The sequence below is a fragment of the Stenotrophomonas sp. ZAC14D2_NAIMI4_6 genome (assembly GCF_003086875.1).
Lineage (GTDB): Bacteria > Pseudomonadota > Gammaproteobacteria > Xanthomonadales > Xanthomonadaceae > Stenotrophomonas.
Map to the genome: position 1 here is coordinate 1,381,191 of NZ_CP025996.1, position 22,895 is coordinate 1,404,085.

19 protein-coding genes are annotated in these 22,895 nt (G+C 67.0%); 6 read left to right on the forward strand and 13 right to left on the reverse strand.

The annotated features are described in order from the left end of the window. Window positions 1-52: 52 nt before the first annotated feature. Complete coding sequence (locus tag C1933_RS06315; RefSeq protein ID WP_108752575.1) at window positions 53-925, forward strand: DMT family transporter; 873 nt, start codon at window positions 53-55, stop codon at window positions 923-925. Window positions 926-1,244: 319 nt separating this feature from the next. Here the strand turns inward: C1933_RS06315 and C1933_RS06320 are convergent, their stop codons facing one another. Continuing rightward, window positions 1,245-2,147: a peptidylprolyl isomerase gene (locus tag C1933_RS06320; protein WP_108752576.1), complete on the reverse strand. Its 903-nt coding sequence runs from the start codon at window positions 2,145-2,147 to the stop codon at window positions 1,245-1,247. 158 nt (window positions 2,148-2,305) lie between these two features. Between C1933_RS06320 and C1933_RS06325 the strand changes: the two genes are divergently transcribed. From C1933_RS06325 to C1933_RS06335, 3 genes are all read left to right on the forward strand, one after another. Then, window positions 2,306-3,754 carry a HEAT repeat domain-containing protein gene (locus C1933_RS06325; RefSeq protein ID WP_159093945.1) on the forward strand — a complete coding sequence of 483 codons (1,449 nt, stop codon included), beginning with the start codon at window positions 2,306-2,308 and terminating at the stop codon, window positions 3,752-3,754. Window positions 3,755-3,846: 92 nt separating this feature from the next. After that, window positions 3,847-4,212, forward strand: coding sequence for a PadR family transcriptional regulator (locus C1933_RS06330; protein ID WP_108749047.1), 366 nt, complete (start codon window positions 3,847-3,849; stop codon window positions 4,210-4,212). Continuing rightward, entirely contained in the window at window positions 4,209-5,186 is a 978-nt protein-coding gene (locus C1933_RS06335; RefSeq protein ID WP_108752578.1) for a sensor domain-containing protein, read from the forward strand. The genes C1933_RS06330 and C1933_RS06335 overlap by 4 nt, the downstream gene beginning before the upstream one ends. Before the next feature lie 229 nt (window positions 5,187-5,415). Here the strand turns inward: C1933_RS06335 and phaZ are convergent, their stop codons facing one another. Then, window positions 5,416-6,723, reverse strand: a complete 1,308-nt coding sequence (phaZ, locus tag C1933_RS06340; RefSeq protein WP_108752579.1) for a polyhydroxyalkanoate depolymerase — start codon at window positions 6,721-6,723, stop codon at window positions 5,416-5,418. 93 nt (window positions 6,724-6,816) lie between these two features. Next, window positions 6,817-7,407 carry a class I SAM-dependent methyltransferase gene (locus C1933_RS06345; RefSeq protein ID WP_108752580.1) on the reverse strand — a complete coding sequence of 197 codons (591 nt, stop codon included), beginning with the start codon at window positions 7,405-7,407 and terminating at the stop codon, window positions 6,817-6,819. Between the two features lie 153 nt (window positions 7,408-7,560). On the opposite strand from C1933_RS06345, the gene C1933_RS06350 reads away from it, so the two are divergent. Then, window positions 7,561-8,016 (forward strand): CopD family protein, encoded by a 456-nt coding sequence (locus tag C1933_RS06350; protein WP_108752581.1) that lies wholly within the window; start codon window positions 7,561-7,563, stop codon window positions 8,014-8,016. Window positions 8,017-8,200: 184 nt separating this feature from the next. Here the strand turns inward: C1933_RS06350 and C1933_RS06355 are convergent, their stop codons facing one another. From C1933_RS06355 to lpxD, 8 genes are all read right to left on the reverse strand, one after another. Continuing rightward, complete coding sequence (locus C1933_RS06355) at window positions 8,201-9,160, reverse strand: acetyl-CoA carboxylase carboxyltransferase subunit alpha (protein ID WP_108752582.1); 960 nt, start codon at window positions 9,158-9,160, stop codon at window positions 8,201-8,203. A gap of 134 nt (window positions 9,161-9,294) precedes the next feature. Further along, window positions 9,295-10,161 (reverse strand): ABC transporter substrate-binding protein, encoded by an 867-nt coding sequence (locus tag C1933_RS06360; RefSeq protein WP_108752583.1) that lies wholly within the window; start codon window positions 10,159-10,161, stop codon window positions 9,295-9,297. Between the two features lie 53 nt (window positions 10,162-10,214). After that, window positions 10,215-13,808, reverse strand: a complete 3,594-nt coding sequence (gene dnaE, locus C1933_RS06365) for a DNA polymerase III subunit alpha (RefSeq protein ID WP_108752584.1) — start codon at window positions 13,806-13,808, stop codon at window positions 10,215-10,217. Window positions 13,809-13,981: 173 nt separating this feature from the next. After that, complete coding sequence (locus C1933_RS06370) at window positions 13,982-14,647, reverse strand: ribonuclease HII (RefSeq protein ID WP_108752585.1); 666 nt, start codon at window positions 14,645-14,647, stop codon at window positions 13,982-13,984. Continuing rightward, a complete protein-coding gene (gene lpxB, locus C1933_RS06375; RefSeq protein ID WP_108752586.1) occupies window positions 14,644-15,903 on the reverse strand; it encodes a lipid-A-disaccharide synthase in 1,260 nt (419 codons plus the stop codon). The genes C1933_RS06370 and lpxB overlap by 4 nt, the downstream gene beginning before the upstream one ends. Further along, entirely contained in the window at window positions 15,900-16,691 is a 792-nt protein-coding gene (gene lpxA / locus C1933_RS06380) for an acyl-ACP--UDP-N-acetylglucosamine O-acyltransferase (protein WP_108749057.1), read from the reverse strand. Before lpxA ends, lpxB begins: the two co-directional genes overlap by 4 nt. A 19-nt stretch (window positions 16,692-16,710) precedes the next feature. After that, window positions 16,711-17,166 carry a 3-hydroxyacyl-ACP dehydratase FabZ gene (gene fabZ / locus C1933_RS06385; RefSeq protein ID WP_108749058.1) on the reverse strand — a complete coding sequence of 152 codons (456 nt, stop codon included), beginning with the start codon at window positions 17,164-17,166 and terminating at the stop codon, window positions 16,711-16,713. After that, a complete protein-coding gene (lpxD, locus tag C1933_RS06390; RefSeq protein WP_108752587.1) occupies window positions 17,163-18,185 on the reverse strand; it encodes a UDP-3-O-(3-hydroxymyristoyl)glucosamine N-acyltransferase in 1,023 nt (340 codons plus the stop codon). Before lpxD ends, fabZ begins: the two co-directional genes overlap by 4 nt. A gap of 128 nt (window positions 18,186-18,313) precedes the next feature. Here lpxD and C1933_RS06395 point away from each other — a divergent pair, with 128 nt between their 5' ends. Beyond that, window positions 18,314-18,898, forward strand: coding sequence for a hypothetical protein (locus C1933_RS06395; protein ID WP_108752588.1), 585 nt, complete (start codon window positions 18,314-18,316; stop codon window positions 18,896-18,898). A gap of 164 nt (window positions 18,899-19,062) precedes the next feature. On the opposite strand, the gene bamA is transcribed toward C1933_RS06395, so the two are convergent. Continuing rightward, a complete protein-coding gene (bamA, locus tag C1933_RS06400) occupies window positions 19,063-21,426 on the reverse strand; it encodes an outer membrane protein assembly factor BamA (protein ID WP_108752589.1) in 2,364 nt (787 codons plus the stop codon). Window positions 21,427-21,500: 74 nt separating this feature from the next. Further along, a complete protein-coding gene (gene rseP, locus C1933_RS06405; RefSeq protein ID WP_108752590.1) occupies window positions 21,501-22,859 on the reverse strand; it encodes an RIP metalloprotease RseP in 1,359 nt (452 codons plus the stop codon). Window positions 22,860-22,895 lie beyond the last annotated feature (36 nt).

A 22,895-nucleotide genomic window follows, 5' to 3' on the forward strand; every position in this document is an offset into this window, starting at 1 on the left:
CGGCCGATGCTGTGTGCCCGGTGGTTTGACAGACGATGGACGGAGGCAGCACATGAATGCGGTACCACAGCTGGCCGAGCGCGATTGGCGCACGCCGCTGGAACTGACCCTGCTGGGCGCCATCTGGGGCTGCTCGTTCCTGTTCATGCGCGTGGCCGTGCCCTCGTTCGGGCCGTTCGCGCTGGTGGAAGTGCGCCTGGTGCTGGGCGCGCTGGTGCTGATGCCGTTTCTGTGGCGTGCCCGTGCGCAGTTCCCGCCGCGCCGCTGGCTGTGGCTGGCGCCGATCGGGCTGATCAACTCGGCATTGCCGTTCGTGCTGTTCGCCTATTCGGCCGAGCAGGCGCCGGCGGCGATCGGTGCGATCTGCAATGCGATGACGGTGTTGTTCGCCGCGCTGATCGCGTTCCTGTTCTTCGGCGAAAAGATCGGTGTGCGTCGCGCCGGCGCGCTGCTGGTCGGCTTTGCTGGCGTGGTGGTACTGGCCACGGCCAAGGTGTCGGGCCTGAGCATCGGCATGGCCGTGCTGGCAGGCGCCGCGGCGTCGCTGCTGTATGGGCTGGGGGTGAACCTGGTGAAGCGGCACATGACCGGCCTGCCATCGGCGGCCGCCGCTGCCGCGACCCTGGGCTGTGCCTCGTTGTGGATGCTGCCGATGGCGGTAACGCATTGGCCGCAGGGTGCCATTCCGCTGAAGGCCTGGGGCGCGGCCATCGCGCTGGGCGTGGCCTGCACCGGCCTGGCGTTCCTGATGTTCTACCGCCTGATCGGCCGCATTGGCCCGTCACGTGCGTCCACGGTGACCTACCTGATTCCGCTGTTCGGCGCCGCGTTTGCCTGGCTGTTCCTGGGCGAACCGGTGACGTTGCAGATGCTGGTTGCCGGCGGATTGATCCTGGGTAGCGTGGCGGTCAGCCAGAAAAGCTGAGGCGCATCGGCGCTATCGATGCGTGGGCGCGCGGCTGTGGGTTTTGATCTGGGTCCGCCTTGAAGCGAGCCGAGCACCGCAGGTCCGGCGAGGGCGAAGAGGCGCGGGTGTCTGAGCGCAGCGAGTTCCGCGCCGTCCCTCGACGGACCGAGGAGCGCAGGGTACCGGCGCGCAGCGCCGGCTCGCGGACGGCGGCGCGTTTCTTTTGGTTACTTTTCTTTGCGCGGGCAAAGAAAAGTGACGCCCATGAACAATGATGTGCCTTCAGCATGTGCCACGCACCGAACCCGTCGCGGCACTCGCCGGGCATGGCCCGGCGCTACCGCACCGGCACCGGGATGTTGCACAGGTCGATATGCCCGGCCGGGCGCTTGTAGAAATCGTCCACGCGGTTGCGCCGTGCTTCCACCGTGTCGGCGAAGGTCTTTGAATCGGTGCGCAGCACCTGGATCGGGGTGCGCTCGGCCGCGGGCACGTCGCTGGCGCGGCGGATCGATATGATCGGCGTGCGCAGCTTCGGGTCTGCATAGAAGCCCATCGGCGCCGGTCCGCGCGGAATCGCGCTCAGCAGTTCCATGCCCTTCAGCACGCGGCCAACCAAGGTGATGTTGCGGTCCAGCTGGCGCGGCGACTGCCCGGTCACCACGTACAGCTCGGCGCCGATGCTGCTGTCTTCTTCGTTGCTGCGGCCCGCTCCCAGCATGCCGTAGCAGTGTGCCAGCCAGGCCTTGCCGGCCTGCGGGTCCTGGCCCACCGGGAAGCCATCAACGAAACCGGTCTGCGCGGCCCAGCCATCACGGTCGGGCAATACGCTCACCTTCAGGCCAGTACTGGCGCGTTCGAATTCGGCCGGCAGCTTGCGCGCGGCGCTTCCGAACGGCTTGGCCTTGTTGGCGTCGTCGGCGTCGGCATCGCCGAACTGCACCACGAAGTTGTCCTGCGAACGGTAGATGCTGGTGCCGTCCCAGAAATGCTCGTGGGCGAAGGTCTGGATGTTGGCCACATGGCGCGGGGCAAACTGCGGCGCCAGTTCGATGATCACCCGCCCGGCCGGCAGATCCATGTACAGCAGGTTGGCCGGGTCCGGGGTGCGCCAATCGCTGGCCGCGGAAGCATCAAGGATCTGCTGCGGGCTGCGGTAGGGCGTGGCAGCGCTGGCCAGGGCGGGCAGCAGGCACGCGAGGGCGAGGGCGGTCAGGGCAGTGCGACGGCGGTGCGGCATGGGATCCCCGGAACGAAGGTGTCAGCCGATTCTGCGCCACCGGCGGCGCCTGCGCCATCGATGCCCTCTGGTTTTGCCGATGCGCGTACGGCACTGTGTGCACGTCGGCAGGGAAGCATGCAATGAGCGAACAACACTCCGCCACGCCCGAAGCGGCGTTGCACGCGCTGGTCAAATGGACGTTGAGAGGCTTCGTTGATGATGACGTGGACGCTGTGCGCTGGTTGCAGGCACTGCCTCCTCGCACGCTGTTCGACGTCGATGAGCGTCTGCGCAGCTGGTGGGCACCACGGCAGAACGAACTGCTTTCCAGCGTGCAGATCTACCAGGGCGCATCGCTTGAAGTACGGGCGGCGGCATTGTTCCTTGCCGGATGCGATGGCAACGGCCATACCCGCGAGGCGGCGCTGCGAACGATGCGCTCGGTGCCCAGCCACCTGACGTTGTCCTGCGCCCTGCTGCGCTGCAATGACTGGGTGGCCGAGGTGCGTGCGGTGGCGCAGGAGGTGGTGCTGTCCCTGCTCGGGCAGTGCGCGGTACATCACGTGTTGGCGGCCTGGCCGATCGTGGTGCGCCTGCGCAATGCGCAGCGCATCGACCGCGCGTGGCTGCAGGACACGCTGTTCGGGTGGCTGGCATCGCCCTCCCGCCAGCAGGTCCTTGAAGGATTGCTGGGGCACCCCGACGCACGTACGCGGCTGGCGGCCTATGCCATCGCGCTGCAGACCCACCAAGACCGGGCAGCACTGCGCGCGCATGCGCTGGGCGACAGTGATCCGCACGTTTCTTATCAGGCGCTGACCGACCTTCTGCGGCATGGCACGCCCATGGACATCGACAGGCTGTGTCCGCTGGCCCTGTCCGCGCCATCCGCCCGCGTGCGTGGTGCCGCGCTGCGCGCGCTGGTGGAACGCGAAGTGGCTGGACTGGACGCGCACATCGAAGCGGCGGCATTCGACCGTTCGCGCGGTGTGCGCCGCTTGGCGGCATGGCTGCTGCAACAGCGGCAGGCCCGTCCCGCCATCGCGTTGTGGCGCCAGGAGTTGCAGCCGCCAGGGCGCGGACGCTGGCGCGAGGCGTTGGCAGCGCTCGCCGATCACGCCGAGGCCGAGGATGTGCCTGCATTGCGCGCCCGGTTGCCGCAGGTGTCGGCGCGTCATCAGCGCAACTGCCTGCGCGGCTGGGTGCGGGCCGAGGGCGGCGCCGGCCTGGCGTTGCTGCGGGTGGCACTGGAAATGCCGGGTCGCACGGTGAATGCGATGCTGGACAGCGCGAACGCGCTGTGGGTTGCGGAGCTGGATCCACCGAGGCTGCTGGCGTTCTGCCACGATGGTCCTTCGCCCGTGGCATGCGTTGGGCTGCTCCGGCTGCTGCCGCGGTTGCCGTTGTGGCAGCACCTTGACCTGCTGCTGGATGCGATGCCGCAGCGCGAAGATGAGCGCGCGTGGCACCTGCAGCTCGCGCACGACTGGCTTCGCCGCAGCGAGCAGTACTCGCCGCTGGGCCCCGCCCGCCGGCAGGCTCTGGTCAGCCGGCTTGAAGCGGGCAGGCATGCCTTGCCCGAGGCCGTTGCGGCACAGGTGCTGCTGGCCGTGCGCCAAGCCTGACGCCCCCTTGCCTCACGGCAGGGTGACTAACGACACATTCGCTATACCGGACTTCACACTACTGTTGACTCCAACATAGTGGAGGGCCGGCCATGTCCGACGACGATGTCCACCTGAAGAAGTTCCAGAAGGAGCTCAGCGCCGGCACGGTATCGCTGGCCCTGCTGGCGGTACTGGCCCGGGCCGGGGAGCCGCTGTACGGCTACCTGATCGCCAAGGAGCTGGAGCGCGTGGGCGAGGGCGTGCTGAGTGGCAAGCAGAGCGCGCTGTACCCGGTGCTGCGCAACCTGGAAGGCGCCGGGCTGCTGGAAAGCCACGTGGAGCCGTCCAGCAGTGGCCCGCCGCGCCGCTACTACCGCATCAATGAACGTGGCCACGAGGTGCTGGCGCAGTGGCGCCAGGCCTGGCAGGCCACCCGCGATTCCGTCGATTCCGTGTTGGAGGGGGTACCGCAATGAACGACCTGAACCTGGCAGGCACGGCCCTGCCCACCACCATTGCCCAGTATCTGGCGCAGCTGCGGGCGGCGCTGGAAGGGGCTGACCCGGCCATGGTGCAGGATGCCCTGTACGACGCCGAGGAATACCTGCGCTCGGAGCTGGCCGCGCAGTCCGGCCGCAGCGAGGCCGAGGTGATTGCCGATGTGGCCGGCAGCTATGGCGCGCCGCAGGAAGTGGCCGAGATCTACCGCGAAACCGAGGTGACCGTAAACCGCGCGCTGCGTACGCCGCGCGCCGACACCGCGCCGGTGCTGCGCGCGGCCGCCGAAGCCAGCGGGGCGGCACCTGCGGCGGCACTGCCGGCGGCGAAGCCGCGTACCTGGTGGGCGCGCTTCTTCGGCGTCATGCTGGACCCGCACACCTACGGCGCGCTGTTCTACATGATGCTGTCGCTGGCCACCGGCACGTTCTTCTTCACCTGGGTGGTGACCGGGCTGTCGCTGTCGCTGGGCCTGATGATCCTGATCATCGGCGTGCCGCTGACCGTGCTGTTCTTCGGTTCGGTGCGCGGGTTGGCGCTGCTGGAAGGGCGGCTGGTGGAAGCGCTGCTGGGTGAGCGCATGCCGCGCCGGCCGCAGTACACCGATCGCAGCCGCACGTGGCTGCAGCGCATTGGTGACATGTTCACCGACGGCCGTACCTGGCTGACCCTGCTGTACTTCCTGCTGATGCTGCCGCTGGGCATCGTGTACTTCACCATCGCGGTCACCCTGCTGTCGGTGTCGCTGGCCTTCATCTGGTCGCCGGTGGCGGCGCTGTTCGATGCCACCGCGCCGAGCATCTACATCGATGGCACCAACGTGCTGCCGCTGGCCGCAACGCCGGTGCTGGCCGTGGTGGGCGCGCTGCTGCTGCTGCTGACGATGCACCTGGCACGCGGCATCGGCAAACTGCACGGCATGCTGGCCAAGCACCTGCTGGTGCGGCTGTAACGGTAGGTGCGGGCACACCGCTCTGGTAGGTGCCAACCTTGGTTGGCACGCCGCTCTGGTAGGTGCCAACCTTGGTTGGTACGCACCATCAGACGTCGGGCTTCACGGTAGGTGCAAGGCGAAGGGGTCGGATCCCTGTTCGCAGAACAGGGCTCTGACCCCGTCACGTGCAGGGTGCAGGGGTCAGAGCCCTTTCCGTTGTAAAGGGATCCGACCCCAAGGCCAAGGCTTATCCGGCCTTGCGCCGCAGCGGGGTGACGTTGCTCTTCTTCTTCGTCGCCTTCGCAGCCGGGGCTTCGGCATGGGCGGCGAAGAAATCGCGCACCTTCGGGTACACCACTTCACGCCAGCGGCGGCCGCTGAAGATGCCGTAATGGCCGGCACCTTCCACGATGAAGTGCTCGCGGCGGTCGGCCGCGATGCCGGTGCACAGCGCCTGCGCCGCTTCGGTCTGGCCCAGGCCGGCAATATCGTCCAGCTCGCCTTCGATGCTCAGCAGCGCGGTATCGCGGATCGCCGACGGGTCGACCTTCTCGCCGTTCACCACCCATTCGCCGCGCGGCAGCAGGAAGTCCTGGAACACCACCGAAATGGTGTCCAGGTAGTACTTGGCCGGCATGTCCAGCACCGCGTTGTACTCATCGTAGAAGCGGCGATGCGCGTCGGCGTCTTCCAGATCGCCCTTGACCAGATCGGCGTAGAAATCCCAGTGCGAACTGAAGTGGCGGCTGGGATTCATCGACAGGAAGCCGGCGTGCTGCAGGAAGCCCGGGTACACGCGGCGGCCGGCGCCAGGGTAGCTGGCCGGCACGGTGTGGATCACGTTGTTTTCGAACCACGACAGCGGGTTCTGCGTGGCCAGGTTGTTCACCGCAGTCGGGCTGCAGCGCGCATCGATCGGCCCGCCCATCATCACCAGCGTGCGCGGGGTCGGCTCGCCACGGCTGGCCATCAGCGAAACCGCGGCCAGCACCGGCACGGTCGGCTGGCACACGCTCACCACGTGCAGGCGTTCAACGCCCAGGTGGCGGATGAATTCCTGGATGTAGGCGATGTAATCGTCCAACCCGAACTCGCCTTCGCTGGCCGGCACCATGCGTGCATCCACCCAGTCGGTGACGTACACGCGGTGGTCGCGCAGCAGGGTGCGCACGGTGTCGCGCAGCAGCGTGGCGTGGTGCCCCGACAGCGGCGCCACCACCAGTACGAACGGCTGGTTGAGCATGGTGTGCAGCTGTTCGGCTTCGTTGCTGTGGCGCTTGAAGCGCAGCAGCTTGCAGAACGGCTTGCTGACCTCTTCGTGCACCACGATCGGCACGCGTTCGCCTTCGACCTCGATTTCGGTGATGCCCCATTCGGGCTTCTCGTAATCCTTGCCGATGCGATGGAACAGTTCATTGACGGCCGCCAGGCGATCAGCGCCGGGCATCTGCGACCACCAGTGACCCTGGTTGGTGAAGAAGCGGGCGTTGGCCTGGGCCTGGTGCACCCAGGGGGCGAGCAGGTTGCGGGTCAGTTCGTGCAGTTGATAGAGCATGCCGACCGAATATGTATGGTCATATGTTGCCGCGCAGCATATCCCATCCCAGTGTCCCGCGGGTTAAGTTGGCTGAAAAAAGTGAATCCGGATTCACATCCGTTCCAGCGCCGCCGTCTCGCCGGCCAATCCGGGGCCCAGCCACAGGTGCGAACCCACGGCCTGCAGGCCCTGGCGGGCCAACTCGCGCCGGTACCAGCGCGCCGGGCGTGCCTGGAAGCCCTCGTGGTCGCCGTCGAATTCATCCTCGGCGGCGAAGGTTTCCAGGAAGGCCACCCCAGCGGTCAGCTCGGCCAGGCCGGCCAGGCCGGCGCGCAGCTCGCGGTCGGGCACGTAATGCATCACGTCCGAGCACACCAGCAGGTCGACCGGAGCGCACGGCCGCAGCCAGGCGAAATCGCCGAATGCGGCCAGGTGCAGGTTGCGGGTACGACCGTAGCGGCGCACAGCGTACTCGCTGCTGTCGAAGCCAAGGTATTGGACCTTCGGACGCAGCTTCAGCAGCGGTGCGCGCCAGGCGCCTTCGCCGCAGCCGATATCCAGCACGCTGCGGATCGGCCGTTCCAGGTAGTACTCGGCGCTGGCCACGGCCAGAGCCACCTTGCGGGCCAGGCGGGCACTGCCGCCGATGTCGGCGCGGCGGTACCAGCGTTGGAAGTAGGCGGCGTCGTAGGTCTTGTCCATGGGCAGGGCACGGTGATGAAAGCGGAGCGTAATAGTAGAGCCACGCCATGCGTGGCTGGGGTGTGTGGTGCGGCAATTGGCCGCGGCAGCCACCCATGGGGTGGCTCTACTGCGACAATAGCGCTCATCCACGCCAGCCGCCGGAGCGAGCGCATGCAGAGCTACTACTGGGTCAAGACCTTCCACATCGTGTTCGTGGTGGCCTGGATGGCCACGGTCTTCTACCTGCCGCGCATCCTGGTGAACCTGGCCGAGACGGCGGGCCAACCGGCGGTGGTGGCGCGCCTGCAGCTGATGGGCATGCGCCTGTACCGCTTCGGCCATTCCATGTTCGGCCTGGCCTTCGTGCTGGGCCTGGTGCTGTGGCTGGGCTACAAGGTCATTCCGGACTTCCCGACCATGGTCGCGCCGGGCGGTGCCGGCTGGCTGCACGCCAAGCTGGGCCTGGTGGTGGTGCTGCTGGCGTACTTCATCTGGACCGGCCGCCTGCTGAAGGGCGTGGCCAAGGGCCGCGCACTGCCGTCGTCGCGCGCGCTGCGCTGGATCAACGAGATCCCGCTGCTGGCGTTCATTCCGATCGTCTGGCTGGTGCTGGCCAAGCCGTTCTGACCGGTAGATCCACGCCATGCGTGGATGGGTCTGGTCTATCCACGCCATGCGTGGATGGGCGCTTGTAGAGTCGAGCTTGCTCGACTGCTTCGATCAACAGCAGTCGAGCAAGCTCGACTCTACAAAAGACAACGCGGCCGATCAGGCCGCGTCGTGAGTATCCCGAACAGGCAACGCGGCCCGATCAGGCCGCTTCGTACGTACCGTAGCTGCGCAGGCGCGTGTAGCGCTGCTCGATCAGCTGTTCGGTGGACAGCTTGTCCAGCGCGTCCAGCTCGTTCAGCAGCACGGCCTTCAGGCGCTTGGCCATCTGGGTCGGGTTGCGGTGGGCGCCGCCGGTCGGCTCACGCACCACCTTGTCCACCAGGCCCAGGCTCTTCAGGCGCGGCGCGGTCAGGCCCAGCTGTTCAGCGGCATCCTTGGCCTTGCCGGCATCCTTCCACAGGATCGAGGCGCAGCCTTCCGGGGTGATGGTCGAATACACCGCGTATTCCAGCATGACGGTGCGGTCGCCCACGCCCAGCGCCAGCGCGCCGCCGGAACCGCCTTCGCCGATCACCGTGCAGATCACCGGTACCTTCAGCTCGGCCATCTCCATCAGGTTGCGGGCAATGGCTTCGGACTGGCCGCGCGATTCGGCATCGATGCCCGGCCAGGCGCCGGCGGTGTCGATCAGGGTCAGCACCGGCAGGCCGAAGCGCTCGGCCATCTTCATCAGGCGCAGGGCCTTGCGGTAGCCCTCCGGCTTGGGCATGCCGAAGTTGCGCTTGATCTTTTCCTTGGTGTCGCGGCCCTTCTGGTGGCCGATCACCATCACCGAACGGCCATTGATGCGGGCCAGGCCGCCCATGATGGCCTTGTCGTCGGCAAACGCGCGGTCGCCGGCCAGTTCCTGGAACTCATCGCAGATGATGCGGATGTAGTCGGCGGTGTACGGGCGCGACGGGTGGCGGGCCAGCTGCAGCACCTGCCACGAGGTCAGGTTGCGGAAGATCTGCGCGGTGCGCATGCGCAGCTTGTCCTGCAGCGCGTGCACTTCGGCCTCGACATTGACCGCCGGACCGGCACTGGCGTTGCGCAGTTCCTGGATCTTGGCTTCCAGGTCGGCGATGGGTTGCTCGAAGTCGAGGTAGTTCGGATTCATCGGAAGCCGTCGTGTAAAGAAGAGGGGAATTCTAGCCGAATGCGCCGGAACGCCCCGTACGCCTTCGTCTGGAAGGCGACGGTAACCCAGCCGGGCAGGACGCGCCAGTCAGCGCGGCAGGCAAACAGGGGGCGTCAGGGCACGACCAGCGCGCTGCGCGCCATCTCGGTGCTGCGGATCGTCACGAAGTCGTTGTACGCCTCGTTGGCGGCCACCGGCAGGGTCGAGCCCAGGGTCATGGTGGCCTGGGTGAAGGCCATGCTGGCCTTGAAGTCTTCCTTGCGCAGGGCCTTCTGCTCCGAAGCGGTGCTGGCCTTCAGCCAGCGCGCATACAGATCGCGCATTGGACCGGCATGCGCCTCGAAGGCGGGGTCCAGCGCGGGCAGGGTGGCCGGGGCCGGTTCCAGCGTGTAGACCGGGGCCACGTAGCCGGCCGGCTGCTCACGCTTGAAGGCACCCGGTTCGCCCATGCTCTGTTCCACGTAGTCGATGAAGTCCGGGGCGGTGAACACCTTGGTGCTGATCTTGCCGCCGCTGGCATCCACGTGGGCCACGATCTGTTCTTCCGGGAACGGCTGGCGCACGCCGAAGTTCCAGTTCTTGTCGATGAACAGGCCGTGGTGCTTCTCGTAAGGGCCATTGAACTGCACCCCGCCCAGTTCCATGCCCAGGCCGCTGCTGCCGAAGTTCTTCAGCTTGTCCTCGCCGGTCACGTAGATCTCGCGCGCGGTCACGTACTCGCTCAGGGTCGGGTTGATCAGACCGCCACGGCCGTCGGCATACACGATGAAACGCACATCGCCCAGGCGTTCGGTGTGCAGGTGGTGCTCACCCGGGGCCAGGCTGATCGCACGCGATGCGTTGGCGGCTACCGGCAGGTCCTTGCCGTCGATGCTGATGGCCAGCGGCGTGGCGGTGGGGTTGTCGATCTCGAAATCGACCTTGGACGAGCATGCGGACAGCGCCAGCGCAGCGACGAGGGGGAACAACAGCGTTTTCATGACGGAAGATCGTCCTTGATACAGACAACGGGAAAAAATAATCAGGCGCGGCCTCAGTTGGCCCACGGCGGGCTGTAGCGCACCTTCAGCGTGCGCACCGCCGGGTCGGCGCGCAGCGCCTCCATCAGCTTGGAATCGATGCGCACCGCGCTCTGCCCGGACACGTCGAGCATGCCGGCCACGCCGCCCTGCGGGCTCTTCAGCAGCAGGTCCAGGCGCAGCGGCGTTCGCCCGGGGCGATGGCGGTCGAGCACGGCATTCACGCGTTCCCAGACCGGGCGCTGCTGGCGCAGGTCCAGGCGCAGCGACAGGCGCGTGGCGTAGTTGGCGCAGACTTCATCGAAGTCCCAGCACTGGCGGATGCGCAGGGCGAAACCGCCGTTGAATTCGTCCTCGCGCAGACCGCCCTTGACCACCAGGATGCGGTCCTTGGTCATCAGATGGCCGAACTCGGCCATCGCATCGGAAAACGCGCTGCATTCGACCCGGCCGCGGCCGTCTTCCAGCTGGATGAAGATCTGGCTTTCGCCCTTGCGGCGCACGCCCACCACCTGGCCGGCCAGCACGGTCTGCACTTCCGGGCGCCAGCGCTTTTCGCCGCCGCCACCGCCGCCACCGCTGTTGGCGCTCCAGATCTTTTCCACCGCGCCCAGATCGTTGCCGACCAGGTCGCGCACATCGTCGCGCCACGGGTCGAACGGGTGCCCGCTCAGGTAGAAGCCCAGGGTGTCGCGCTCGCCGTTCAGGCGCTGCAGCAGCGGCCATTCCTCGGCCTCGGGCAGGTCCAGCTGGATGCTGACCGTGCTCGGGTCGGGGCCGCCGAACAGCGAGTTCTGGCCCGAGGCGCGCTCGCGCGCCATCTGGTCGGTGGCCTTGATCACTTCCGGCAACTGCAGCATCAGCGAGGCGCGGTTGTGGCCCAGTTCGTCCAGCGCGCCGCAGTTGATCATCGCTTCCAGCGTGCGCCGGTTGAGCTTGGCCGAACCCACGCGCGTGCAGAAGTCCAGCAGGTCCTTGTAGTCGCCGCCCTTCAGGCGTTCGTCCACCACCGCTTCGCAGGCGCCCTGGCCCACGCCCTTGATCGCGCCCAGACCGTACTGGATGGTGTCCGGGGTGACTGCTTCGAACATGAAGGCCGAGTGGTTCACCTTCGGCGGCAGCACGGTCAGGCCGAGGTTGCGCACCTCGTCCAGGAAGCCGACCACCTTCTCGGTGTTGTCCAGGTCCGAAGACAGCGTGGCCGCCATGAACTCGGCCGGGTAGTGGCGCTTCAGCCACGCGGTCTGGTAGCTGACCAGCGCGTACGCGGCGGCGTGCGATTTGTTGAAACCGTAGCCGGCGAACTTTTCCATCAGGTCGAAGATCGCATCGGCCTTGGCTTCGTCCACGCCATCCTTGGCCGCGCCCTCGCGGAAGATCTCGCGGTGCTTGGCCATTTCCGCCGGCACCTTCTTGCCCATCGCACGGCGCAGCAGGTCGGCGCCGCCCAGCGAGTAGCCGCCGACGATCTGCGCCATCTGCATCACCTGCTCCTGGTACACCATGATGCCGTAGGTGTCCTTCAGGATGGCTTCGGTGCGCGGGTCGGGATAGATGATTTCTTCCTGGCCGTGCTTACGCGCGTTGAACGATGGAATCAGATCCATCGGGCCCGGTCGGTACAGCGACACCAGGGCGATCAGGTCTTCGAAACGGTCGGGGCGTGCGTCCTTCAGCAGGCGGCGCATGCCCGAGGATTCGAACTGGAACACCGCGCCGGTGTTGCCGTTGGCGAAGATGTCCTTGTAGGTGGGCGCATCGTCCAGCGGGATCGCGGCGATATCCACTGGCGGAATGCCGGCGCGCTCGTGGCGCTTGTTGATCGCCTTCACCGCCCAGTCGATGATGGTCAGCGTGCGCAGGCCCAGGAAGTCGAACTTCACCAGGCCCACTTCTTCCACGTCGTTCTTGTCGAACTGGGTGACCGGGTTCTTGCCCAGGCCGTTCTCGTCGTGTTCGGCGTACAGCGGGCAGAACTCGCTCAGCGGCTCGGGCCCGATCACCACGCCACCGGCGTGCTTGCCGGCGTTGCGGGTCAGGTCTTCCAGCTGCAGCGCCAGGTCGATCAGGTCGCGGACATCGTCCTCGGTCTCGTAGCGCTGGATCAGTTCGGCCGAGGCCATTTCCGAACTGGGGCCTTCCTTGCCCTTGCCCAGCGCATCCTTCAGGTGGATGCCCAGGATGTTCGGGATCAGCTTGGAAACGCCGTCGACCAGGCCATACGGGAAGCCCAGCACGCGGCCGGAGTCGCGCACCACCGCCTTGGCCGCCATGGTGCCGTAGGTGATGATCTGGCTGACACGTTCGCGCCCGTACTTGCGCGCCACGTAGTCGATCACCTCGTCGCGGCGGTCCATGCAGAAGTCGATGTCGAAGTCGGGCATCGACACGCGTTCGGGGTTCAGGAAGCGCTCGAACAGCAGGTTGTACGGCAGCGGGTCCAGATCGGTGATCTTCAGCGCCCACGCCACCAGCGAACCGGCACCGGAACCACGGCCCGGGCCGATCGGAATGCCCTGGTTCTTGCCCCACTGGATGAAGTCGGCCACGATCAGGAAGTAGCCGGGGAAGCCCATCTTGATGATGGTGTTGAGCTCGAACTCAAGGCGTTCGAAGTAGTCCTCGCGGGTCTTGCCCGGCGCCAGCGGATTCTTTTCCAGGCGCTCGGTCAGGCCGTCGCGCGACATCTTCTGGATCCAGGTGTCCAGCGTTTCGTCGTCGGGCACCGGGTAGTTGGGCAGGAAGTAGGTGCCCAGGCGCATCTCGATGTTGCAGCGCTCGGCCAGCGCCAGCGTGTTGTCGATCGCATCGGGAATGTCGGCGAACAGCGCGCACATTTCCTCGGCCGACTTCAGGTACTGCTGGTCGCTGTACTCGCGCGGGCGCTTGGGGTCGTCCAGCACGCGGCCGGTGGAAATGCACACGCGCGCTTCGTGCGCGCTGAAATCGGTCGGCGCCAGGAAGCGCACGTCATTGCTGGCGATCACCGGCAGGCCGCGCTGGCCGGCGGCCATCAGCGCGAAGCGGTTGAAGGTTTCCTCGCCTTCGCGGCCGGTGCGGGTCAGTTCCAGGTGCAGGCCATCGCCGAACACGCGCTGCCAGTCGGCCAGCTGCTGCTCGGCCAGGTCGTGCTTGCCGTCCAGCGCCAGGCGCCCGGCCAGGCTTTCGCGCCCGGCCAGGGCGAACAGGCTGGCGTTGCCGGCCTTCAGCCAGTCCGGGTGCACGGCCACGCCACCTTCGGCGCGGTGGCCTTCCATCCAGGCGCGGGTCAGCAATCGCGACAGGCTCAGGTAGCCCTCGCGGTCGCGGCACAGCAGGGTCATCCGCCACGGGTCCTGGCCTTCCTCGGCAATCATCACGTCGGCGCCGGCGATGGGCTTGATGCCCACGCCTTCGGCGGCCTTGTAGAACTTCACCAGGGCGAACAGGTTGTTCAGGTCGGTGACCGCCAGGGCGGGCAGGCCGAGTTCCACCGAGCGCGACAGCAGGTTGGCCTGCTTGGCTTTTTTCGGGTCCGCCTGGTCGGGCTTGGCCGGCACGCGGATGGTCGAGTCCGCCAGCGAGAACTCGGTGTGGACGTGGAGATGTACGAAGCGAGAGTTGGACATGCCGGACCAGGTTGGAGCGCGCGGGCCCCGGGAGCTGACGGGGAATCGTCGCCGGGGTCGGAAAGCGCTGGAATGCCCGGTCAGGGTACCGAGGGCAGGGGGTGGCGACAAGGACTTGACGGGGGGTGATAGCGCGCATTCCGCCGGGCATGGCCCGGCGCTACCGGGTGTATTCAGGCAATCGCGGCGCTGGCCGGCGGCGCGGATGCCAGGCAGTCACGCACCGGGGCGAAACTGCGCCGGTGCTCGGCGCAGGGACCGTGCGCCCGCAGCGCGGCCAGGTGCGCCGGGGTGCCATAGCCCTTGTGCTGGTCGAAGCCATATTCAGGATGGCGCACGTGCAGATCCTGCATGTAACGGTCGCGCGAGACCTTGGCCAGGATCGAAGCGGCCATGATGGCGCGGTCGATGCCATCGCCGCCCACCAGCGCCTGCGCCGGCAGCACCAGGCCCTTGGGCACGACGTTGCCATCGATGCGGGCGAAGCCGGCCACGTGGGCCACCGCGGCCACCACATCGCGCATGCCCTGCAGGGTGGCCTGGTAGATGTTCAGCCGGTCGATGGCCTGCACATCCACCAGCACCACGTGCCAGGCCAGTGCCCGTTCCATGATGCGGTCGTACAGCTGGTCGCGGCGGGCGGCGGTCAACTGCTTGGAATCGTCCAGGCCGTTGATGCGCGGGCGCGACGGATCGAACACCACTGCCGCCACCGCCACCGGGCCGGCCAGGGGGCCGCGGCCGGCCTCGTCCACGCCGGCCACCAGGCGTTCGGGCTCGACCACCGCCGCGCCGTCGAACAGCGCCAGGCTGGCCGCAGCGGCCGCTCGGCGGCTCATGCGGCTTCCAGCGTGCGCAGCAGCAGCTCGCCCACCGCGTCGGCCGCACGGGCCGAGGCATTGCGGCGCAGGCGTTCATGCAGGCGCGCATAGGTGCCCTGCAGATCGGCTACCCGCTGCGGGTGGTCGAACCACTGTTGCACGGCCGCCGCCAGCGCGTCGGGCGTGCAGTCGTGCTGCATCAGCTCCGGTGCCAGGTCCTGCCCGGCCAGGATGTTGGGCAGGGCGAAACGATCCACCTTGATCAGGCCCAGCGCCTTCACCAGGCGATAGGTCAATTCGTTCACCCGGTAACCGACCACCATCGGCCGCTTCACCAGCATCGCTTCCAGGGTGGCCGTGCCCGAGGCCAGCACCACCACGTCGGCGGCGATCATCGCCGCACGCGCCTGGCCATCCAGCACATGCGAATAGGCCACCGGCAGCGCCGAGCGGGACAACTGCTCTTCGATCAGGCGGCGGCAGGCGGCATTGGCGGCGGGTACCACCACGTGCAGGCCCGGAATGCGTTCGGAGACCTGCCAGGCGGCTTCGAAGAACGGTTCGCCCAGGCGCGAGATCTCGCCCAGGCGGCTGCCCGGCAGAACCGCCAGCACCTTGGCCGAGGCCGGCAGGCCCAGCTCTGCACGTGCCGCATCGCGATCACCGTGCAGCGGGATGTCGTCGGCCATCGGGTGGCCGACGAAGCGTGCGTCGATGCCATGCCGCGCATAGATGGGCGGTTCCATCGGGAACAGGCACAGCACCAGGTCGGCGCTGCTGCCGATCTTCTCGGCACGCTTCTCGCGCCAGGCCCAGACCGAGGGGCTGACGTAATGCACGGTGGGCACGCCACGCTGCTTCAGCCAGCGCTCGATGCCCAGGTTGAAGTCGGGCGCGTCGATGCCGATGAACACGTCCGGCTGCCATTCCAGCGCACGCTGGCGGAACGCCGAACGCAGCTTCAGCAGGCGCGGCAGGTGGCGCAGCACTTCGGTCAGGCCCATCACTGCCAGTTCGCTGGCGTCGTGCCAGGTCTGGCAGCCGGCGTTGCGCATGGCATCGCCGCCGATGCCGGCGAATTCGGCATGCGGGAAGCGTGCCTTCAGCTCGCGCACCAGACCGGCACCGAGCAGGTCGCCGGAGGCCTCACCGGCCACCAGCGCGATGCGCAACGGGCGCTCGCTGAGCACCCGCTGTGCAGGCACGCTGCCGGCCATCGAGGCCAGCGGGATCACGTCGGCGCCGGCCGGCGCCTGGCCGGTCGTGCTGCTCATCGCAGCAGGGGCCTCTCGGCATGCTCGATGAAGTCCAGCATGGCCTTCACGTCGTCGCTGCCCTGTGCCTGTTCGGCCAGCTGCTGCTTGGCCTCGGCCAGCGGCAGGCCTGCCACGTACAGCGTGCGGTAGGCACGCTTGATGGCGGTGATGCGGCCAGCATCGAAGCCGCGGCGCTTCAGGCCTTCGCTGTTGATGCCGCGCGGGCGGCCCAGCGAATCGGTGCCGACCATGGTGAACGGCGGTACATCGCCATTGGTCAGCGCACCCATGCCCAGGAAGGCATGCGCGCCGATACGGCAGAACTGGTGCGCACCGGCGAAGCCGCTGATGATCACGTAGTCGCCCACGGTCACGTGGCCGGCCAGGGTGGTGTTGTTGGAAAACACGCAGAAATTGCCGACGTGGCAGTCATGCGCCACGTGCGTGTAGGCCAGCATCCAGTTGTCGTTGCCGATGGTGGTGATGCCACCGCCGCCGCCGGTGCCGCGGTTCAGGGTCACGAACTCGCGGAACACGTTGCGGTCGCCGATCACCAGTTCGGTGCGTTCGCCGCTGAACTTCTTGTCCTGCGGTTCGCCGCCCACGGCCACGTGGCCGATGAAACGGTTGTCGCGGCCGATCCGGGTCGGGCCATGCACGCTGCAGTGCGGACCGATCTCGGTGCCGGCGCCGATTTCGACATCGGCGCCGATGAGGGTGAACGCACCCACGCGCACATCGTCGGCCAGGCGCGCCGAGGGATCGATCACGGCGGTGGGATGGATCAGGGGGGCGTTGTCGCTCATCTAGCTCCTCCGGCCAGGGTTATTCGCGGGTGCCGGCGCACAGCACCTCGGCGCAGGCGACCACTTCGCCATCGACCTTGGCCACGCAGTCGTACACGGCCATGTTGCGGATCACGCGCTTGATCTCCACGTGCATTTCCAGCACGTCGCCCGGCACCACCTGCTTGGTGAAGCGGGCCTTGTCCACCTTCACCATGTAGAACAGCTTGGACTGCGAATCGCGGCCCAGGGTGAGCTGGGTCAGCACGCCACCGGCCTGGGCCATGGCTTCGATGATCAGCACGCCCGGCATGATCGGCTGGTTGGGGAAGTGGCCCTGGAAGAACGGCTCGTTGATGCTGACGTTCTTGGTCGCCACGATGGTGCGCTTTTCGTAGTCGATCGACAGCACCTTGTCCACCAGCAGGAACGGGTAGCGGTGCGGCAGCAGGGCCTGGATCTGCGTCATGTCCGGCAGGGTCTGGGTCTGGCTCATTCTTTCTCCTTGCTTACAGACAGGATGCGGCGGGCCAGTGCATCAAGCTGCTTGAAGCGCGCGGCGTTCTTGCGCCACGTGCGGTTGTCGGTGAGGGGGGTGCCGGACGAGTACTCGCCCGGTTCGGTAATGGAGTTGCGCACCACCGATTTGCCGGTGATCACGACCTTGTCGCAGATTTCCAGGTGGCCGACCACGCCGACGGCGCCGCCGAGCAGGCAGTAGCGGCCGATCTTGGCGCTGCCGGCAATGCCGGTGCAGCCGGCGATGGCCGAGTGCGCGCCGATCTGCACGTTGTGGGCGATCTGCACCAGGTTGTCCAGGCGCACGTCTTCGGCCAGCACGGTGTCTTCCAGCGCGCCGCGGTCGACACAGGTATTGGCGCCGATCTCGCAGTCATCGCCGATACGCACGCCGCCCAGTTGCGGCACCTTGATCCACTTGCCGGCATCCATGGCCAGGCCGAAGCCATCGGCGCCCAGCACGGCGCCGGGGTGGATGCGCACGCGCTTGCCCAGCTTCACCCGGGTGACCAGGGTGACCCGGGCGATCAGTTCACAGCCGCTGTCCAGGCTGCAGTCTTCGCCGATGATGCTGCCGGCGCCGATGATGCAGTTCTCGCCCACCACGCTGCGCGCGCCGATGGTGACGAACGGGCCGATGTGGGCGCTGGCGGCCACCTGCGCCTGCGGGTCGATGACCGCGCTGGGGTGGATGCCGGGCTCGCGCAGCGGCGCGCTGTCGAACAGCGCGGCGATCTTGGCGAAGGTGGTGTAGGGATCCTTGGCGATCAGTGCCGCGCCGGGGGCGGCCTCGGCATCGTCGGCGCGCAGCACGACCAGCGAGGCCTGGCTGTCGGCCAGCTGGGCGCGGTAGCGCGGGTTGGCAAGGAAGGTCAGCTGGCCGGCACCGGCATGGGCGAGGGTGGCCACGCCATGGATGGCAGTGGCGGGGTCGCCATGGACCTGCAGGCCGAACTGATCGGCGAGTTGCTGGGCGGTGTAGGTAGGAGTATTCACGGCGGGAGTTTACCGTGTGACGCCAATCCGGTCATGCGGGGCTGGCCTTGGCCGCACGCCGTGGGCTACGGTGGCCGCACCCTGTGGATGCCCACGCCGCCTGCATGGGCCGCGAAAAAGGACCTTTCATGCGAAATCTGCTGTACCCGGCGGCCGTGATGGCTGCACTCGCCCTTTCCAGCCCGGCCGGGGCCGCCGACGCGCCTGCCGACGGCGCCGCCGATTTCGGCCGGCTGTTCACCAACACCTGCCTTGCTGCCTTTGGCGATGCGCGCAAGGTCGAGCAGTTCATGGAAACGAACGGGCTGGCCCCGCTGCCTGCGGGTAGCGCCCAGAGCTTCCTGCTGGGCAAGGCCGGCAAGGCCTGGGCGATCAGCCTGGGCAGCGGCAACTACGCGGTGGCGCAGACCGACGACGGGGTCTGCGCGGTCTTTGCCCGCCAGGCCCAGCCCGATGCACTCGTTGCCGAGTTCCAGCGCCTGTTGAACAGCGTGCCGGCGCCGCTGCAGGTCACCGAGGTGAAAACCTCAGGGCCGAACCGCGAAGGTACCCACACCCGCTCGTGGGGCGTGAACGCGCCGGATGCCCCGAGTGGTGTGCTGTTCACCCTCACCACGTCCAATGACCCCAGCATGCCGCTGCAGGCCATGGCATCCATGGCCAGCGTGTCCACCCGTGAGTTCATTCCTGTGGCGACGCCGAAGCAGCGTTGAACAGCCGTCGAGCAGGCTCGACGCTACGACAAAAAACGCCGGGCAGAGCCCGGCGCTTCGTAACCCGTCTGGTGGAGAGCCCCCCTTTGTTAAGGGGCGCGCGCCCACGGCGCGGGGGATAGGTGGAATGCGGGGGCAGTTCTGGCGAACCGCCCAGCGGTTCGTCAGAACTGCCCGCCGAAGGTGAACTGCAGACGCTCGATCTCGTCGCCGTCTTCCTTCTTCAGCGGGAACGCGTAGCTGATCGAGATCGGGCCGACCGGGGCGCGCCACAGCAGGGCCACACCGGTGGACACGCGCAGCTCGTTGGCCTTGAAGTTGTCCACGCCGTTGTAGACGTTGCCGAAGTCGACGAAGGCCGACACGCGTGCCGACGGGCTGTCGAACAGGCGCGGGAAATAGGCTTCGACCGAACCGACGGTCTTCAGCGAACCACCCAGCGGCTGGCCGTTGGGGTAGCTCAAGGTCGCTTCACGCGGGCCCAGGGTGTTGTCTTCGAAGCCGCGCACCGAGTTGGTACCGCCGGCGTAGAAGTTCTCGTAGAACGGCAGGCCCGAGGCGGTCACTTCGCGCAGGTTGCCTTCGGCATCCGGCACGATGGCGGTCTTGTCCTTGCCATAGCTGTCGCCATAACCGATTTCGGCGCGGGTGTTGATGACCAGCGACGGAATGATCGGCCAGTACTTGCTGATCTGGTAGTTCAGCTTGAAGTACTCGACGGTCGAGCCGGGCAGGGTGGTTTCCAGGCCCACGCGCTGGTAGGTACCGCGGGTCGGCATGAAATAGTCGTTGCGCGAGTCGCGCGCCCAGCCCAGTTCCGTGCGCCAGGCATGGAAGGTCTTGCTGCCCATCACGTTGATGTAGTCAACGATCGACTGCGGAGTGGTGCCGGTGTAGGTGGTGATCTGGTTGCTGTCGATGCCGAACATCAGCGAGACGGTGTCGGTCTCGGTGAGCGGCACGCCGAACACCACCTGCGCGGCACCGTTGGTGCTGTTGTACTGCGCGGTGTTGAAGTCGGAGTAGTCCAGTTCGCGCCAGGACAGGTTGTAGCCCAGCGACACGCCGTCATCGGTGAAGTACGGGTTGGTGTAGCTGAAGCCGTAACGCTGCAGGTAGCTGCTGCGCGAGGCTTCCACCGACACGCGGTTGCCGCCGCCCAGGAAGTTGTTCTGCGACAGCTGCACCGAGGTGGTCATGCCGTAGGACTGCGAATAGCCCAAGCCGAACACGAAGCTGCCCGACGTGGTTTCCTTCACGTTGTAGACCACATCCACCTGGTCGTTGCTGCCGCTGACCGCCGGGGTTTCCACGTCCACCGATTCAAAGTAGCCCAGGCGCTGCAGGCGGATCTTGGAACGGTCGATGGCGGCCTGCGAATACCAGGTGTTCTCGAACTGGCGCATTTCGCGACGCATCACTTCGTCGGACGTGCGGGTGTTGCCCTTGAAGATGATGCGGCGCACCGACACGCGCGGGCCCGGCACGACCTGCATGTTCACCGCCACGGTCTGCTCGGCGCGGTTGGTGGTCGGGATCGGGTTCACCTTGGCGAACGCGTAGCCGATGTTGGACAGCGAGTTGGTGATCGAGTCGGAGCTGAACTCCAGCAGGGCGCGCGAGAACGTATCGCCGGCCTTCTGCACGACCATGCGCTCGACATCTTCCTGCGGCAGGATGGTGTCGCCGCTGACCTTGATGTCGGAGATCTTGTACTGGTTGCCTTCGGTCACGCCGGCAGTCACGAACATGTCGCGCTTGTCCGGGCTGATCGAGACCTGGGTGGAGTCGATGCTGAAATCGACGTAGCCACGGTCCAGGTACCAGGAATTGAGCTTTTCCAAGTCGCCGGACAGCTTTTCCTTGGAGTACTGGTCATCGCGGCGGTACCACGAAGCCCAGTTGTGCTCCTTCGACTCCCAGATTTCCAGGATGTCGCGGGCATCGTACTTTTCGGTGCCGACCAGGTTGACGTGGCGGATCTTGGCCGCCTTGCCTTCCTTGATGGCGATGGCGATGTCCACGCGGTTGCGGTCCAGCGGGCTCACCGTCGGGGTGATTTCCACGTTGTACTTGCCGCGGTCGTTGTACTGGCGACGAAGTTCCTGGGTCACGCGGTCCAGGCTCAGGCGGTCAAAGGTGCCGCCTTCGGTCAGGCCGATGTCGGACAGGCCCTTCAACAGCTGGTCGCTCTTGATGTCCTTGTTGCCGGTGACGGTCAGCTTGTTGATCGCCGGGCGTTCCTTCACGGTCACCACCAGGATGCTGCCCTGGCGGTCCAGCTGCACGTCTTCGAAGAACCCGGTCTTGTACAGGGCGCGGATGGTGTCGCCGATCTTGCTGTCGGTCACGGTCTCGCCGCGTTCCACCGGCAGGTAGGTGAACACCGTGCCCGAGCTGATGCGCTGCAGGCCGTCGACGCGGATGTCGCTGACAGTGAAGGGCTCGGCAGCCTGGGCCAGCACGGGGGCGCCGGTGACGGCGGCGAGGGCGAGGGCCAGCAGGCGGCGATTGGGGAGTCGCGTCATGTCACGTCCGGTAGGAAGGTCGATTTCATTGGTGCGGGATGCCGACGCTGTAGACGGCAACAACGTGGAAAAGTTCATCGCGGGACCAGGCCGAGGATGTCGTTGTAGAACGCCAACCCCATCAGCCCGGCCAGCAGCGCCAGACCGATGTACTGTCCGGCGGCGATGGCACGCTCGCTCAGCGGGCTGCCCTTGACCAACTCAATAAGGTAATACAGCAGGTGCCCGCCGTCCAAGATGGGAATGGGCAGCAGGTTGATGATGCACAGGCTGAGCGACAGCAGCGCCAGGAACTGCAGGAACCAGTCGAAGCCACGCTTGGCCGAGATGTTGGCCACGCGGGCGATGGTGACCGGCCCGGAAACGTTCTGCAGCGAGGCCTTGCCGGTGACGATGCGGGCCATCATGGCCAGCGAATCGGCGCCCAGGCGGCCGGTTTCGCGCACTGCGGCAGTGACCGCATCCAATGGGCCGTAGCGCATCAGGGTGTCGTAGGGCGGGCTGTAGGTGCTGGCGAAGCCCACGCCGATCTGCCACTGCGGCTGGCCCTTGCCGTCCTTGCCCTGGCGCGGGGTGACCTCCAGCGCCAGGCGCTCGCCGCCGCGCAGGACTTCAATCATGCCCGGGCCGCCATGGCGGCCCAGTGCCTGGATTTCCGGGCTGACCTGTTCGGCGCTGTCGATGCGCTGGCCGTCGATGGCCACGATCAGGTCGCCGGCCTGCAGCTGCCCGGCCACGGCCGAATCGGCGGTCAGGCTGTCCACCAGCGCCGGCTGCATCCACGCCTGCCAGTGCAGGCCGGCCAGCAGCGGCACGCGGCGTTCGTCGAAACCGGCTGGCAGCTGCGACAGCGGCAGGGTGCGGGTCTGCACCTGGTCGGCCAGGTCGACCACCTCCAGCGTCACGTCGCGGCGGTCCATCGCGGCGGCGGTCAGCGCCATGCTGGCCTCGCCCAGGGTGACCACGCTGCGGTCATCCACGCGCAGCAGGCGGTCGCCGCTGACCAGGCCGGCGGTGGCGGCCATGCCGGTGGCGCGGCCCAGGGTGGCCGAATAGTCCTGCTTGCCGATCACGAACATCGCCCACAGCAGCAGGATGCACAGCAGCAGGTTGGCGGCGGGGCCGGCGGCGACGATGGCGATGCGCTGCCACACGGTCTTGTGGTTGAAGGCCTGGCCGCGCTCGTGCGGGTGTACTTCCACCTCGCGCTCGTCCAGGAACTTCACATAACCGCCCAGCGGCAGGGCGGCGATGGCGAACTCGGTGCCGTGCTTGTCGCGGCGCGACCACAGCGGCCGCCCGAAGCCGACCGAGAAGCGCAGCACCTTCACCCCGCACATGCGGCCCACCCAGTAGTGGCCGAACTCGTGGAAGGTGACCAGCAGCCCCAGGCTGACAATCATCCACCAGACCGATCCGATGAAGTCAGTCATGCAGGCTCACAGTGGCGGACAGGTTCGGAAGCGTCA

What these genes read in the sequence shown, in the direction of transcription:
- C1933_RS06315 (WP_108752575.1), top strand. Translation starts at nt 53, where the DNA reads ATGAATGCGGTACCACAGCTGGCCGAGCGCGATTGGCGCACGCCGCTG.
- C1933_RS06320 (WP_108752576.1), bottom strand. Translation starts at nt 2,147, where the DNA reads ATGCCGCACCGCCGTCGCACTGCCCTGACCGCCCTCGCCCTCGCGTGC.
- C1933_RS06330 (WP_108749047.1), top strand. Translation starts at nt 3,847, where the DNA reads ATGTCCGACGACGATGTCCACCTGAAGAAGTTCCAGAAGGAGCTCAGC.
- C1933_RS06335 (WP_108752578.1), top strand. Translation starts at nt 4,209, where the DNA reads ATGAACGACCTGAACCTGGCAGGCACGGCCCTGCCCACCACCATTGCC.
- phaZ (WP_108752579.1), bottom strand. Translation starts at nt 6,723, where the DNA reads ATGCTCTATCAACTGCACGAACTGACCCGCAACCTGCTCGCCCCCTGG.
- C1933_RS06345 (WP_108752580.1), bottom strand. Translation starts at nt 7,407, where the DNA reads ATGGACAAGACCTACGACGCCGCCTACTTCCAACGCTGGTACCGCCGC.
- C1933_RS06350 (WP_108752581.1), top strand. Translation starts at nt 7,561, where the DNA reads ATGCAGAGCTACTACTGGGTCAAGACCTTCCACATCGTGTTCGTGGTG.
- C1933_RS06355 (WP_108752582.1), bottom strand. Translation starts at nt 9,160, where the DNA reads ATGAATCCGAACTACCTCGACTTCGAGCAACCCATCGCCGACCTGGAA.
- C1933_RS06360 (WP_108752583.1), bottom strand. Translation starts at nt 10,161, where the DNA reads ATGAAAACGCTGTTGTTCCCCCTCGTCGCTGCGCTGGCGCTGTCCGCA.
- dnaE (WP_108752584.1), bottom strand. Translation starts at nt 13,808, where the DNA reads ATGTCCAACTCTCGCTTCGTACATCTCCACGTCCACACCGAGTTCTCG.
- C1933_RS06370 (WP_108752585.1), bottom strand. Translation starts at nt 14,647, where the DNA reads ATGAGCCGCCGAGCGGCCGCTGCGGCCAGCCTGGCGCTGTTCGACGGC.
- lpxB (WP_108752586.1), bottom strand. Translation starts at nt 15,903, where the DNA reads ATGAGCAGCACGACCGGCCAGGCGCCGGCCGGCGCCGACGTGATCCCG.
- lpxA (WP_108749057.1), bottom strand. Translation starts at nt 16,691, where the DNA reads ATGAGCGACAACGCCCCCCTGATCCATCCCACCGCCGTGATCGATCCC.
- fabZ (WP_108749058.1), bottom strand. Translation starts at nt 17,166, where the DNA reads ATGAGCCAGACCCAGACCCTGCCGGACATGACGCAGATCCAGGCCCTG.
- C1933_RS06395 (WP_108752588.1), top strand. Translation starts at nt 18,314, where the DNA reads ATGCGAAATCTGCTGTACCCGGCGGCCGTGATGGCTGCACTCGCCCTT.
- bamA (WP_108752589.1), bottom strand. Translation starts at nt 21,426, where the DNA reads ATGACGCGACTCCCCAATCGCCGCCTGCTGGCCCTCGCCCTCGCCGCC.
- rseP (WP_108752590.1), bottom strand. Translation starts at nt 22,859, where the DNA reads ATGACTGACTTCATCGGATCGGTCTGGTGGATGATTGTCAGCCTGGGG.